12 protein-coding genes are annotated in these 13,966 nt (G+C 60.8%); 10 read left to right on the forward strand and 2 right to left on the reverse strand.

Annotated features, from left to right (window positions below; translation table 11 throughout):
* Positions 1 to 39: 39 nt before the first annotated feature.
* Positions 40 to 717, reverse strand: coding sequence for a GntR family transcriptional regulator (locus ACWGXF_RS06980; RefSeq protein ID WP_452101806.1), 678 nt, complete (start codon positions 715 to 717; stop codon positions 40 to 42).
* Positions 718 to 999: 282 nt separating this feature from the next.
* Here ACWGXF_RS06980 and ACWGXF_RS06985 point away from each other — a divergent pair, with 282 nt between their 5' ends.
* The 4 genes from ACWGXF_RS06985 to ACWGXF_RS07000 all read left to right on the forward strand — a co-directional run bounded on the left by ACWGXF_RS06985 (position 1,000) and on the right by ACWGXF_RS07000 (position 5,122).
* Positions 1,000 to 1,701 carry a GntR family transcriptional regulator gene (locus ACWGXF_RS06985; RefSeq protein WP_003063980.1) on the forward strand — a complete coding sequence of 234 codons (702 nt, stop codon included), beginning with the start codon at positions 1,000 to 1,002 and terminating at the stop codon, positions 1,699 to 1,701.
* 271 nt (positions 1,702 to 1,972) lie between these two features.
* Positions 1,973 to 2,293: a hypothetical protein gene (locus ACWGXF_RS06990; RefSeq protein ID WP_452101807.1), complete on the forward strand. Its 321-nt coding sequence runs from the start codon at positions 1,973 to 1,975 to the stop codon at positions 2,291 to 2,293.
* A gap of 540 nt (positions 2,294 to 2,833) precedes the next feature.
* Positions 2,834 to 4,369 (forward strand): NCS1 family nucleobase:cation symporter-1, encoded by a 1,536-nt coding sequence (locus ACWGXF_RS06995; RefSeq protein ID WP_034378444.1) that lies wholly within the window; start codon positions 2,834 to 2,836, stop codon positions 4,367 to 4,369.
* A gap of 18 nt (positions 4,370 to 4,387) precedes the next feature.
* A complete protein-coding gene (locus ACWGXF_RS07000) occupies positions 4,388 to 5,122 on the forward strand; it encodes an aspartate/glutamate racemase family protein (protein WP_003063973.1) in 735 nt (244 codons plus the stop codon).
* A 157-nt stretch (positions 5,123 to 5,279) separates the two neighbouring features.
* Here ACWGXF_RS07000 and ACWGXF_RS07005 read toward each other — a convergent pair whose 3' ends face one another.
* Positions 5,280 to 6,167, reverse strand: coding sequence for a LysR family transcriptional regulator (locus ACWGXF_RS07005; protein WP_039048756.1), 888 nt, complete (start codon positions 6,165 to 6,167; stop codon positions 5,280 to 5,282).
* A gap of 250 nt (positions 6,168 to 6,417) precedes the next feature.
* Between ACWGXF_RS07005 and ACWGXF_RS07010 the strand changes: the two genes are divergently transcribed.
* The 6 genes from ACWGXF_RS07010 to ACWGXF_RS07035 all read left to right on the forward strand — a co-directional run bounded on the left by ACWGXF_RS07010 (position 6,418) and on the right by ACWGXF_RS07035 (position 13,847).
* Positions 6,418 to 8,127, forward strand: a complete 1,710-nt coding sequence (locus ACWGXF_RS07010) for an acyl-CoA dehydrogenase family protein (RefSeq protein ID WP_452101808.1) — start codon at positions 6,418 to 6,420, stop codon at positions 8,125 to 8,127.
* Between the two features lie 95 nt (positions 8,128 to 8,222).
* The gene (locus tag ACWGXF_RS07015; protein ID WP_256630985.1) at positions 8,223 to 9,218 is read left to right on the forward strand and encodes a tripartite tricarboxylate transporter substrate binding protein; all 996 of its coding nucleotides are present in this window, start codon (positions 8,223 to 8,225) and stop codon (positions 9,216 to 9,218) included.
* A 41-nt stretch (positions 9,219 to 9,259) separates the two neighbouring features.
* Positions 9,260 to 10,243: a Bug family tripartite tricarboxylate transporter substrate binding protein gene (locus tag ACWGXF_RS07020; protein WP_012839232.1), complete on the forward strand. Its 984-nt coding sequence runs from the start codon at positions 9,260 to 9,262 to the stop codon at positions 10,241 to 10,243.
* A gap of 156 nt (positions 10,244 to 10,399) precedes the next feature.
* Positions 10,400 to 11,578: a M20 aminoacylase family protein gene (locus tag ACWGXF_RS07025; RefSeq protein WP_256630984.1), complete on the forward strand. Its 1,179-nt coding sequence runs from the start codon at positions 10,400 to 10,402 to the stop codon at positions 11,576 to 11,578.
* A gap of 29 nt (positions 11,579 to 11,607) precedes the next feature.
* Entirely contained in the window at positions 11,608 to 12,615 is a 1,008-nt protein-coding gene (locus ACWGXF_RS07030) for a tripartite tricarboxylate transporter substrate binding protein (protein ID WP_256630983.1), read from the forward strand.
* Positions 12,616 to 12,707: 92 nt separating this feature from the next.
* Positions 12,708 to 13,847, forward strand: a complete 1,140-nt coding sequence (locus tag ACWGXF_RS07035) for a CaiB/BaiF CoA transferase family protein (RefSeq protein ID WP_256630982.1) — start codon at positions 12,708 to 12,710, stop codon at positions 13,845 to 13,847.
* Positions 13,848 to 13,966: the final 119 nt, after the last annotated feature.

Here is a 13,966-nt window from a genome sequence, read left to right on the forward strand (position 1 = left end):
CAATCAGGTCGCGTGGGTAGGAGGCGGTGGAATCGTAAGTCATAGGGATACGGATGAAAGTGCCATCGACAAATCGTGCGTTGGCAAAGTACGGTTAAAGGACAGACCTTCTTCCATGTGATCGAGGTGCAACTGCATCAGCTGCACCGCATATTCGGCATCGCCCGCAGCCAGTGCGGTCACGATGTCGGCATGTTCTTCGTGCGAATGCTCGGCCGCCGATGCAGACTGGTACATCAGAGTGATCAATGCGCAGCGGGAAATCAGCTCGCCCAGCAGTTGAGCCAGCACCTCGTTGCCCATGAGCTCGGCCATGCGCACATGGAAGTCGCCCAGCAGCTCGGTGCACTGGCCCACGTCATTGGCTTCCATGGCCTTCCTTTCGGCAGCCACATGCGCTTTGAGCTCCAACAAGCGGGAGGGTGTCTGCTGCGCGGCGAAATTGCGCACCATTTCGGCTTCGAGCATGCGACGCACGGCAAAGACCTGGCGCGCTTCTTCAACCGAGGGCGTGGCCACAAAGGCACCGCGCGTGGGCTCGAGCGTGATCAGCCGGTTCTGTGATGCCTGAAACAAAGCCTGGCGAACGAGAGTGCGGGAAACACCAAAATGATTGGCCAGCTTCTGTTCCGACAACTTGGTGCCGGGCATCAGTCGATGTTCAACAATTGCTTTGGTCAGACTTTCTGCAATGGACCAGGTGAGTGAGGTTTCCATTGCTTCATCATAAATCTTGAACTCAACACTTGTATACAAGATTGATTGAGGAAAAGCTAGGTGTTCTCCCTTAAGGTATATCGGACGTTTCTTGAGGCAATCGCAGGAGAAGAAAGACGAATAGCCCGCCAGGCATATTTAACTTACGCTCCTCCTTCAGCCAGCTCCGCAACATGCTCTCTGGAGCGCAAGATTTATCACCTGCCATTGCGGGCATGGTCGAATTTATTGACGCTTCCTATCCTCAACTTCGTAACAGCTCGGTCGCATAAAATCAATTTAATGAGTACTCCAGTCATCACCAAAACCAAGATCGCCGAGCGTCTCATAGAGTCGATCCTGACAGCCAAGCTTCGTCCGGGAGAGAAACTGGGTGAACAAGACATTGCGGACTTGTTTCAGGTCAGCCGCACCCTGGTCCGCGAGGCCTTGATGCACCTTCAGACCCGGGGATTTGTGGAGGTCCGCTCCAGGGTTGGCTGGTATGTTGCAGAGCCTTCGTTTGAGGAGGCTCAGGAAACCTATGCAGCGAGGCGCGTCGTTGAGCCGGGCATGCTGCGTGATGCTGGTCAACCCTTGCAGGCAACACTGAAACGCCTGCGCAAGCACATCGCCGAAGAGCGCAAAGCCATTGCCTGTGGGGACGCAGAAGCCCGCAGCTGGCTGCTGGCCGACTTTCATATTTGCCTGGCAGAGTGTCTGGGCAATCGGTTCCTGACTTCTATGATGGTCGATCTCTCGGCACGAACAACTCTGATTTCAGATCTATACCAATCGAAGACCGAGGCCAGAGTCTTCAATGACGATCACGCCGCCATTGTTGAGGCGCTGGCGGCTGGAGACAATCTGCGGGCTGAACAATTAATGATTGCTCACATCGATGCATTGGCATCGCGCCTTGATGAAAGCCTGATCGGTCGTCGCGGAGCACGCAACCGACTCCGCTCCATTCTGGCTCCTGAAGATTCGTCTTCAGCCAAATAGGCGTTTCAAAGTCGATGGGAGTCCTTGGCGGGATCCGGCCTGGTTGAGCCGCTCGGCCGCTTTGCCGATCTCGAGCTCCCAACACTTTGCGGCGAGCCAATATTGAGGCTTGAAGTGCTTGTCCCTACCAGGGAGCGATTGAGCTCGCCATCTGTGCCGGTGATGACTTACGCATTCGCTGATCGTGCCCGGCAGCATTCATCAAGGAGCCGCCTCGGCCCATGGTGATCATGGCACCGGCGCTATGCCAGTTCCTCGACCAAGACCTGGAATGGCTCGCGTTGCGGATAGACGCCGGAACGGTTTCAATCAGGGCCATGAAACCACATGGATAGCCATCGCATCGTGGAATGCTCTTCCAGCAAGAATTGCCAACGCCACCGATCGCAACAAAGCGCTGGTCTCCGCATTGCCCGCCGAATGGACTATCCATCTACCTCGACTGCTGCCGTTCTTGGTGAATGCAGCGCTCACTGTCCTGCCCGGCATCGCAACGGATCTCAAAGCCATGGGTGCATCAGCGCCGATTGCTCACTGGCGGGCGATATTGCTGCGATGGACGCGGGCTGAATGCCGGCTTTGCAACAACTGAGCAGTGACTACTGGTACTCATTCCGGTGTGTGACTTCGAGAGTATTTTCTATGGCCTCTTGATACGCACAGCAACCTGGCTTTGCTCAGCGCGGATCGTGGAGAGGTGCATAGATAGGCGTCTACGCAAAACAGCCATGATCAAAGTGTAGGTTTCAGCACCTCGCCCAGTGCAGAAATGCACGCCAGGGCTTGCTGCGCCTGCTACTGACCGTTCGTCCTCCCATCTGAGGACTCCATCGAATCAATGTCTCTGGCCGATAGAACCAGGGTTCCTACTAGCATCTTGAATTCATGTCTTGTATACATTGCATGCATGTCAGCGATGTGTTCAAAGCATTTCTGGACAAGCTTGCTGAAGCTGTGGACATGAGGCAGATTCGATTCGCTTCATAAGCATCACAGCTCTTCAGCAGCGAAAACATGGCTGCAGGCCTGCGTCGCCCGTAGCCGCTAATAACGGTAGACAAGCATGACCCGCTCAGCCGAAATGAGGTCATGGCAAAGGGGCTCCATGGAGCACCCTGATGGAAGGCGGCATATGAACAACCTAGTACTGGACACCCATGGTGAGTCACTAACCTCGGGGGCCAACACCACCAGCCCAAAGCGAGATAAAGGCTTGCCGGCCGGAGTTTCTCCGGCGCTGTACAACCACGATCTGGCACCTACCTCGAAAGAGGGGCGTACCTGGGGGAGCTACAGCCTGTTCACTCTTTGGGCCAACGATGTACACAGCCTCGGCAACTACGCGTTTGCCATCGGTCTTTTCACGCTTGGGCTGGGAGGACACCAGATTCTGATGGCGCTTCTGCTGGGGGCTGCATTTCTGTTCGTGCTGCTGTCCCTCTCGGGCTTTATGGGGACCCGTACAGGGATTCCCTTTCCGGTGATGAGCCGCATCAGCTTTGGTACACGCGGTGCGCAGATTCCAGCATTGATCCGCGGCGGAGTCGCCATTGCGTGGTTCGGCATTCAAACCTACCTGGCATCCATGGTCCTCGACGTGATGCTGATCACGCTGTTTCCCGGCTTGCAGTCGCTGAAAGAGCAAGTCGTGCTGGGCCTGCCATTGCTGGGCTGGATCAGCTTTTCCATCCTGTGGGTTGTGCAGGTTCTCATTGCCTGCTGGGGCATGGAGAGCATCCGAAAGTACGAGGCCTTTGCCGGACCTGTAATTCTGTTGACTTTCATTGCCCTGGCAGGATGGATCTTCTACAGCGCCAAATGGACTCTGCATTGGTCTGCCCCATTTGCAAGCAGCGGCGGAGCCATGTGGCTGCAGATCCTGGGCGCGGCTTCGCTATGGGTGGCGATCTACGGCACCTTCGTGCTGAACTTCTGTGATTTCACACGCGCAGCCACCTCAAGCAGCGCCGTGGTGAAAGGCAATTTCTGGGGCATCCCGATCAATATGCTGATCTTCGGCTTGATCGTGGTCATCCTGACAGGCGGCCAGCTTGCCATCGACGGCACGCTGATTCAAAGCCCGACCGACATCGTCCAGAACATTCCCAACAAGCCGCTGTTGATGTTGGCCAGTCTTTCGCTGCTGATCCTGACCATCGCCGTGAACCTGATGGCCAATTTCGTGGCTCCTGCCCTGGCGTTGGCAAACCTCATGCCCCGGCATCTGAACTTCCGCCGGGCAGCGCTTGTCAGTGCGGTTCTCGGTTTCGTGATCCTGCCCTGGAATCTCTACAACTCTCCGCTGGTCATCGTCTACTTCCTGGGAGGGCTGGGTTCATTTCTGGGACCGCTGTTCGGCATCGTGATGGCTGACTACTGGCTGATCCGCAAACAGCGCGTGAACGTTCCGGCTCTCTATACACACGACCCTGCAGGCCCTTATCACTACCGCAATGGCATCAACCCCAAGGCAATTCAGGCCCTGATTCCTTCATCCCTGATCTCGCTGCTCTTTGCATTCCTGCCGACGCTGCAATCGCTGTCCCAGTTCTCCTGGTTCATCGCAGCCGGACTGGGTGCCTTGTTCTATTGGATGGTTGCACCGAAAGGTCTCACCTACGAAGACCAGGATGGCGAAGCCATTTCCGTAGCCTCCGCCAAACACTGAGAAGGAAAGTTGAAAATCATGCGCATTTTGATCGTGAACGTGAACACCACCGAGTCGATGACCCATGCCATTGGCATGCAAGCTCGGAAGGTTGCTGCGCCTGGAACAGAGATAGTCGCGCTGACCCCGCGCTTTGGTGCCGAATCGGTCGAGGGGAATTTTGAGAGCTATCTTGCCGCGGTAGGTGTGATGGATGCCGTGATGAGCTATGGACAACCCTTTGATGCAGTCATTCAAGCCGGCTACGGTGAACATGGCCGCGAGGGCCTGCAGGAGTTGCTGGACGTTCCCGTGGTGGACATCACCGAGGCAGCGGCCACCGCGGCCATGTTCCTGGGCCACAAATACTCGGTGGTCACGACGCTGGATCGGGCTGTGCCATTGATCGAGGATCGGCTCAAGCTTGCCGGCCTGGACGAGCGCTGTGCATCGGTTCGCGCCAGCGGCATGGCTGTGCTGGAGTTGGAAACTCAACCCGAGCGCGCGGTTGAAGCGATTGTTCGTCAAGCCAGCCTTGCCGTCAGCGAAGACCATGCTGAAGTCATTTGCCTCGGCTGTGGAGGCATGGCTGAACTGGATGCCAGGATTCGTGAACTGACCGGTGTACCAGTGGTCGATGGAGTAGCCGCGGCCGTGACCATTGCCGAGTCGCTCGTGCGCCTGGGCCTGAGCACTTCCAAGGTCCGTACCTACGCTCCCCCCCGAGCCAAGCGCGTGACCGGCTTCCCATTCACTAGCCAAGTGGCAGGATGAATTGCCCGGAGTTGTGTAAATTGTCCTGGCCCCTTATTTCCATGCAAATAAGCGTTCCTTGTGAGCAGTCAATGCTATCTCGAAGAATTCGGCGGTGAAGCGTTGAAACAGATCCGGGCAGGCCTGCCGGTCAGCGATGATCAGTCCTGACTTGGCCTCATAGTTCCGTCACGGCCTGCTGCAGGCAGGCCAGCAATGCCTGCACCAGCGGATTGGCCGGTGTACGCCGCCACATGGCGAGCATCTCTGATGATGGGTGCGAGCCTTTGAGCGGGCGGAACACCAGGCGCGGCATGCCCACGCGTGTCAGCGCCTGGGGTACCAGTGCCACGCCCTGACCCAGCGAAACCAGCGAGATCACCGACAGCCAGTGCCGTACCTCGTGGCGTACTTCGGGTGCGAAGCCATGGGCCAGGCACATCTCGTAGATGCGCTGGTGATAGGTAGGCGAGACCAGGCTGGAGAACAGGATCAGACGGTCGTTTTTGAGTTCGGCCAGATCGATGGCGGCGCTGGCCTGCAGCGGGTGGCGGTCGGGCAGGCAGACCACGAAAGGCTCTTCCATCAGCAGCCGGCTGGCAATTCCTTCGGGCGGCTGTATGGAGTGGACCAGGGCCATGTCCAGCCGCATTTGCTGCAGGTCCAGGATTTGCTCTGCGCTGTTGGCCTCAAGCATGTCCACGCGCACCAGGGGGTGGTCGTGCTGGAACTGCTCCAGCGCCTGTGGCAAACCGCGGTACAGGCTCGACCCCACGAAGCCCAGGCGCAGATGGCCGCGCGTGCCCTGGGCCACGTCGCGCGTTTCCTGTGCGGCCTGCTGACTCAGAGCCAATAGCTGGCGTGCCTTGTCCAGCAAATGTTCACCGGCCGCAGTCAACCGTACGCCCTTGCTGCTGCGCTCGAACAACTGGGCCTGCAGTTCCTGCTCCAGCTGCTTGATGGCAACGGACAGCGGGGGCTGGGAGATCGACAGCCGCTGCGCCGCACGGCTGAAATGAAGTTCTTCGGCGAGGGTGACGAAGTAGTGCAGCAACCTCAGTTCCATGATTTATTGATATTTAAAAAGTATTGATAAAGATTTTAATAATATTTGACGTGAATATATGAGGGTGCTGAAATTCGTGGCAGTCCTTGCCTCCATTGCCGGCTCTGTGTGCGGTACATATCGCCTGAATTCGTCATGGCCGAACCCAGAGACGGCAAGCAAGGTAAGCCCTGTCGCGAGGTTGTCGTCCTCTTTCCGATGAGAGGGGGCTCAGCTCCTCAGGGATATTCGAATTCAGCAGGAGACGTTCATGTCCGCCAACGATAAGAGCCAGGTGCATGCCGTGGCCCAGGCTGTCCGCGCTGCAGCCCATCCCGTGCCTGACCGCCACGGTGCCAATTTCTATGCCACCGATCCTGAGTTGCAGTCGCTGCTGGCGCTTTATCTGCCAGCCGATCTGCTGGCCCATCTGCAGCCCTATCTGCAGCGCATGGGCGAGTTGGCCGGTGGGCGCATCGACGAGCTGGCCGGCATGGCCGACAGGAATCCGCCCACGCTCGAGCACCGCAGCCGCGCCGGCCAGGACAGCCAGCGCATCATCAAGCATCCAGCCTATGAAGAGCTTGAGCGCATCGCTTACGGAGAGTTCGGCCTGCAAGCCATTTCTCACCGGGAAGACATGCTGGGCTGGAGCGGCAAGATGCCGCCCATCGTCAAGTACGCACTGACCTTTCTGTTCGTGCAGTCCGAGTTCGGTCTGTGCTGCCCGTTGTCCATGACCGATTCGCTGACGCGCACGCTCAAGAAGTACGGTACCCCCGAGCTGGTGGACAAGTATTTGCCTCAGCTGCTCTCACTGGATTGGGAGAACCAGGCTCAGGGCGCGATGTTCATGACCGAGCAGGCCGCAGGCTCGGACATCGCGGGCACGCTGACTATGGCCGCCCCTCAGGCCGACGGCTCCTGGCTTCTCACCGGCGACAAGTGGTTCTGTTCCAACCCCGATGCCGAGTTCGCCATGGTGCTGGCTCGTGTGGAGGGCGGGGCGCCGGGCATGAAGGGCATCTCGCTGTTTCTGCTGCCGCGTTCCCTGGACGATGGCAGCACCAATCGCTACCGCATCATCCGCCTCAAGGACAAGCTGGGCACCAAGTCCATGGCCAGCGGCGAGATCCGCATGGACGGCGCCGTGGCCTATCTCGTGGGCGAGCAGGGCCGAGGCTTTGTGCAGATGGCCGACATGGTCAACAACTCGCGTTTGTCCAACGGTGTGCGCTCCGCCGGCATGATGCGCCGCGCTGTGGCCGAGGCCGAATTCATCGCCCATGAACGCATTGCCTTTGGCAAGCGCCTGGAGCAGATGCCGCTGATGCAGCGCCAGCTGGACAAGCTGCGCGTGCCCGCCGAGCAGGCGCGCACCATGGTGTTCCAGACCGCGCAGACGCTGATGCGCTCCGATGCGGGCCAGCCGGATGCCTATGCGCTGCTGCGCATTCTGACGCCGCTGATCAAGTTCCGCGCCTGCCGCGATGCACGCAAGGTCACCGGCGATGCGATGGAAGTGCGCGGCGGCTGCGGCTATATCGAGGAGTGGAGCGATCCGCGCCTGGTGCGCGATGCCCACCTGGGCTCCATCTGGGAAGGTACAAGCAATATCGTGGCGCTGGACGTGATCCGCGCCATCAAGCGCGAAGGCTCGTTGCCTGTGCTGCAGCAGTATCTGCATGGCTTGCTCGATCATGCCCGCCTGGTGCCCGGTTACCGCCAGGCGCTGGAAGATGCATTGGCCCGCGCCAGCATCCTGGCCGACAGGGCCGCTCAGGACGGTGGCGAAGTGCTGGCCCGCCAGGCCGCCACAGCTCTCTACAACTGCACCACGGCCATCGCCATGGCTTGGGAAGCCGCACAGACCGGCTCGGCCGAGCGCCTGCGCCTGTCGCAACTGGTGCTGCTGCACCGTGTGCTGCCGCGCGATCCGCTGGACGATGCGGCTGCCGTGCCGGCGCAGTGGCTGGAGTGATTGCCGGCGGCCTTGAAATAAGTAGAAGAAACGGCTGAAACGCTTCGTGAAAAAGGTGTTATCGGCTCTCGGATTATTTCTGCAAGGAGACAAGTATGCGCAATCACGCAAGAGAGCGCCGACGGCTGCTGGCCGCAGCCTCGGGTGCAGTCCTGTTGGCGGCAGCCCATTCTGCCGCGCAGGCTCAGAGCGAATCCTATCCGGCTCGGCCGATTCGCCTGGTGGTTCCCTATGGTGCCGGCGGACCGACGGACGCGCATTTGCGGGTGGTGGCACAGCAAGCCTCGCAGCTGTTGGGGCAACTGGTGGTCATAGAGAACAAGCCAGGCGCCAACGGCACGTTTGGTGCGGTGGAGCTGGCGCGGGCTCAGCCGGATGGCTACACCCTGGCGGTGCTGCCTGCCAGTGTCTATCGCGAACCGTATCTGAACCGGGTGAGCTTCGACCCCCTGAAGTTGAGCTACGTGATCGGCATGACCGACTACACCTTCGGGCTGGCTGTGCGTCGGGAAGCACCGTGGAAGAGCTGGAAGGAGTTTGCCGAAGATGCGAGCAGGCGTCCCGGCCAGATCTCCGTCGGTGCGGCCGGTCCGGTGCAAACGCCCAGCATCGTACTCAGTGAGCTGGTGCAGTCCACGGGCCTGCAGCTCAATCGCGTGCCCTACAAGGGAGACTCGGAGCAGGCCAGCGACCTGCTGGGCGGCCACATCGATGCGGGCGTGCTCTCCGGCGTAGCCTCCCAGCATATCCAGTCGGGCCGATTGCGCTACCTGGCGATGTTCACGTCCAGCCGTGTTCCGCAGTTCCCTCAGGTGCCCACTTTGAGGGAGCTGGGCGTGGACGCGGTGATCGAGTCGCCCTATGGCATTGCCGCCCCTGCCGGCCTGGCACCGGCGCGGCTGCGCATCATTCATGACGCCTTCAAGGCGGGGCTGGAGTCGGCGCAGGGGCGCAAGATCCTCGAACAACTCAATCAGCCGCTGAACTACCGCAGTCCGCAAGAGTTCGAGCAGTACGCGAGGAGCGCCTACGCACGCGAGAAGACGCGCATGGAGCGCTTCAAGGCCGTTGCCAGCGGCACCCCGCAGTGATTTTCCCGGTTCATCGGCAACACCCTTCCAAGGAGACAGACATGCATAAAGCCAGACGCGCAGCGCTGGGCCTGATGGCATCCGCCGCCCTGTCGGCAGCACTGCCCGCACTTGCCCAGGAAAAATACCCGACACGCCCCATCACGTTCCTCGTGCCGTTTCCGCCTGGCGGCCCAACCGACGCCATGGCACGCATTCTGGCTGCCGAGCTGACCAAGGAGCTGGGCCAGAGCGTGATCGTGGAGAACAAGGCCGGCGCCGGCGGCAATATCGGAGCGGACTTCGTGGCACGTGCCAAGCCTGACGGCTATACGCTGATGTTCGGGACTTCGGGTCCGCTGGCCATCAACAAACCGCTGTACAAGTCCATCAGCTACGACCCGCGCACCAGCTTCACGCCCATCATCTACGTTGGCTATCTGCCCAATGTGCTGGTGGTTCGGCCGGATTTGGGCGTCAGCAACGTCAAGGAGCTGATCGCGCTGGACAAGAGCAAGCCCGGCAAGCTCAATTTCGCGTCTTCGGGCAATGGCGCTTCATCCCATCTGGCGGGTGTGCTGTTCAACGGCCTGGCCGGCACCCAGCTGCAGCATGTGCCCTACAGGGGCACCGGGCCGGCGCTTAACGACCTGCTGGCCGGTCAGGTGGACATGAGTTTCACCGACATCCTCACGGCCATGCCCTATATCAAGGCCGGCAAGGTCAAGGCCCTTGGCGTGGCCACGGCCAAACGCTCCAGCGCCATGCCCCAGATCCCCACGATCGCCGAGCAGGGTCTGGCCGGCTACGACGTGAGCGTGTTCTTCGGCGTGGTCGGCCCCAAGAGCATGCCGGTGGAGCGGGTGGAGTTGCTCAATCAGGCCTATGCCAAGGCGCTGGATTCCGAGAATGTGAAGAAAGCCTTTGCGGCCCAGGGCCTGGAGCGCGGCGCGGATACCCAGCCCGCCTATCTGGCCGGCTTCGTGAAGAGCGAGCTCGACAAATGGAGCGAGGTGGTGCAAAAGGCCGGCGTGAAGCTTGACTGATGGCGCTGTCGGCAGGCATGCCATCGAAGGGTGGACGTGTTAGAACTTTTCGAAACTCCTCGCCTCGGCCGTGAGGAGGACACTGTTGCGCACTGCCTGCCATTGCCCGAGAGCCCACGCAAGACATGAGCCCGGGTATTTCAACTATCCATAGCCATGACTTCTTCAACTTCCCTTCTGCTCGCCCAACTGCAGTCCGTTGCTGCCGAGTTCGTGGAGATCCGCCGCAGCATTCATGCGCATCCCGAACTTGCCTTCGAAGAGACGCGTACCAGCGATATGGTGGCCGAATCCCTGGCTCGCTGGGGCTATGCCGTGCACCGCGGCCTGGGTGTCACCGGTGTGGTCGGCGTGCTCAAAAAGGGCTCGGGAAGCAAGTCGCTGGGCATACGCGCGGACATGGATGCCTTGCCTATCCATGAAAGAACAGGCCTGGACTACGCCAGCCGCCTGCCCGGGAAAATGCACGCCTGCGGTCATGACGGACATACAGCCATCCTGCTGTGCGCGGCAAAGTACGTTGCCGAGAAGCTTGATTTCAACGGTAGGCTGAACCTGATCTTCCAGCCGGCCGAGGAGAACGAAGGCGGCGCCATGCGCATGGTGGACGAGGGCCTGTTCGAGCTGTTTCCCTGCGACGAGATCTATGCGCTTCACAACGCACCGGGCCTGCCCGTGGGCCAGATGGCCATCAGCCAGGGACCGGCCATGGCCTCGTTCGACCGCGTGACCGTTACGCTGCGCGGGCGCAGCGCCCATGGCGCCATGCCGCATCACGGCATAGACAGCATGCAGTGCGCGGCCAGCATCGTGCTGGGTCTGCAATCCATCATCACGCGCGAGATCGATGCCCAGCAGGCGGCCGTGATCACGGTGGGCTCCATCCAGGCCGGCGAGGTCTTCAACATCGTGCCTGAAAGCGCCGTGCTCAAGATCGGCGTGCGCGCCCTGCACCCGGACGTGCGCAGTTGGGTGGAGACGCGCATCAAGGCCTTTGTGCAGGCCCAGGCCGAGAGCTATCAGCTCAGCTGCGACATCGACTACGTGCACAAGTACCCGGTGCTCGTGAATTGCGCAGCCCAGACCGAATACGCGCGGCAGGTGGCCATACGCCTGCTGGGCGAGGACAAGGTGGGCGAGCGCACGCCGACCATGGGCAGCGAAGACTTTGCCTACATGCTGCAAAAGCGCCCCGGCGCCTATATCCGGCTGGGCAATGGCGTGGGCGAGGACGGAGGCTGCATGGTGCACAACCCACTGTACGACTTCAACGACAAGGCCCTGCCCATAGGTGCGGCCTTCTGGACGCACTTGGTGCAAAGCTATCTGGCCTGAGCGGTCGCACCTTGAACGGGAGAGAAGAGATGAACACATGGAACCGCCGCGGCTTTATGCGGCACACGCTATGGCAGACGGCTGCCCTGGCGGCAGGTTCGAGCTGGGTCCGGGCTGCAGAAAGCTTTCCGGCCAAGCCTCTGGTCCTTATGGTGCCTTTTCCCGCAGGCGGGGCCAGCGATGTGGCGGCGCGCATCTTTGCCGAATCCATAGGCCGCAGCATCAGGCAGCAGGTGGTGGTGGAGAACCTGGGCGGCGGAACGGGCCTGATTGCCGCAGCCAAGGTGCTCAACGCGCCTGCAGACGGCTATATGTTCTTCCATGGTTCGGCCAACGAGATCTTCCTGGCGCCCATGCTCAATACGGCAGCGCGCTACAAGCCGGGGGACTTCACGCTGGCCGCTCCCACGACGGAGTCGCCCATAGTGCTCATGGTCAAGAGCAGGCTGCCGGTCAACAGCTATGACGAGTTCATCGAATATGCACGTGCCAGCAAGAACGGCCCGCTGACCTATGGCACGGTGGGAGTGGACTCCATGTACAACCTCATGGGCGATGCTCTCGCAGCCAGACTGAGGCTGCCGTTTTTGCATGTGCCCTACAAGGGCGGCGCGCCGGCCCTGCAGGACCTGGCAGGAGGGCAGGTGGACTTCGCCATCCTGCCTTATCAGGCAAGTTTCGAAGGCATGGCCAAGCAGGGGCGACTGAAGATTCTGACCAGCTTTTCCAAGATCTTGCCCAAGGAGCTGACCCATGTGCCGCTGATATCGCAAAGCCGCCTCAGCCCCGACTTCGAATACACGGTCAGCGCTGGCTACTTCGTGAAAAAGGGCACACCCGCCGACCGAGTGGCCGCGCTGCGCAGTGCCATAGGGCAGGCGCTGGTGAATCCGGAAATCCGCGCCAAGCTGGAACTGGAGGGCAAGCACCTGCGCCAGCCTGTTGCCTCGCAGCTAGAGGCGGACCAGAGCTTCCATGCCATCCATCAGCGCCTGGGCGCGTTGGTGCGCAGCGTGGGCCGAAAGCCTCTGGCCTGAGACATGGGTTGCCGCGACTGGCGGTGCAAGCCCACGAGCAATCTTTGATCAACACGCAGGCCATGGGCCCGCATTCTGTCGGAAAGTGAAACATGCACAATCCAGCCACGATTGGCGCCGGAGCCCTGCAGGGCGTCAAGGTGCTTGATCTGTCACGCATTCTCGGCGGGCCGTTCTGCGGCCAGATACTGGGCGACCATGGCGCCGATGTGCTCAAGGTGGAGCCGCCGCAGGGCGATGACACCCGCACCTGGGGGCCTCCGTTTCGCGACGGAGTGGCCTCCTACTACTTCGGCTTGAACCGCAACAAGCGCCTCCAGTTTCTCGACCTGTCCGCGCCCGAAGGCCAGCAGCGCGTGCGCGCCTTGATGGCCGAGGCCGATGTGGTGGTGGAGAACTTCAAGGTCGGCACCATGGAGAAATGGGGCATAGGCTATGAGCAGATGCGCAAAGAGCTGCCGCATCTGATCTGGTGCCGCGTCACGGGCTTCGGCGCCGACGGCCCTTTGGGAAGCCTGCCCGGCTACGACGCCGCCATCCAGGCCATGGCCGGCATCATGAGCATCAATGGCGAAGCCGACGGCGACCCGCTGCGCGTGGGACTGCCGGTGGTGGACATGGTGACGGGGCTGAATGCCACCATAGGCGTGCTGCTGGCCCTGCACGAGCGGGGGCGCAGCGGACAGGGGCAACTGGTGGATGCTTCGCTCTACGACTCCGGGCTGTCGCTGCTCCACCCCCATGCGGCCAACTGGTTCATGGGGCGCAAGCTGCCGCAGCGTTCGGGCAATGCACATCCCAATATCTATCCCTATGACGTTCTCAGCACAGGCGGTGCCCCCATCTTTCTGGCCGTAGGCAACGACAGGCAGTTCCGGTTGCTGTGCCAGCATGTCGGGCAGGAGGGACTGGCGCAGGACGAGCGCTTTGCCAGCGCAGGCCAGCGTTCCGTCCATCGTGCCGAGCTCAAGCCCTTGCTGGAGCAGGCGTTTGCGCCGCTCGATGGCGTGAAGCTTGCCGACGAGCTGATGGCCATCGGCGTGCCTGCCGCGCCGGTGCTCGATGTAGCTCAGGCGCTTGAGCATCCGCATACCGTGCACCGCGAGATGGTGGTGACGATGGGCCAATACCAGGGGCTGGGCGCTCCGGTCAAGCTCAGCCGCACGCCGGCCAGCTACCGCTTTGCGCCCTTGAGCGAAGGAGAGGAGTTTCTGCCGGACGCCGGCGCCTGAGATTGCTTCGGCGCGACTCCAGCCCGCCCCGCGCGTGCTTTCTTTTCTTGCGCCCATCTGAGCCGGTTTGCGTTGCCGGCGCCCTGTCCCACCCTTTTCATGGGCATTGTGTGCACAAT

The organism is Comamonas sp. HJ-2, assembly GCF_053615495.1.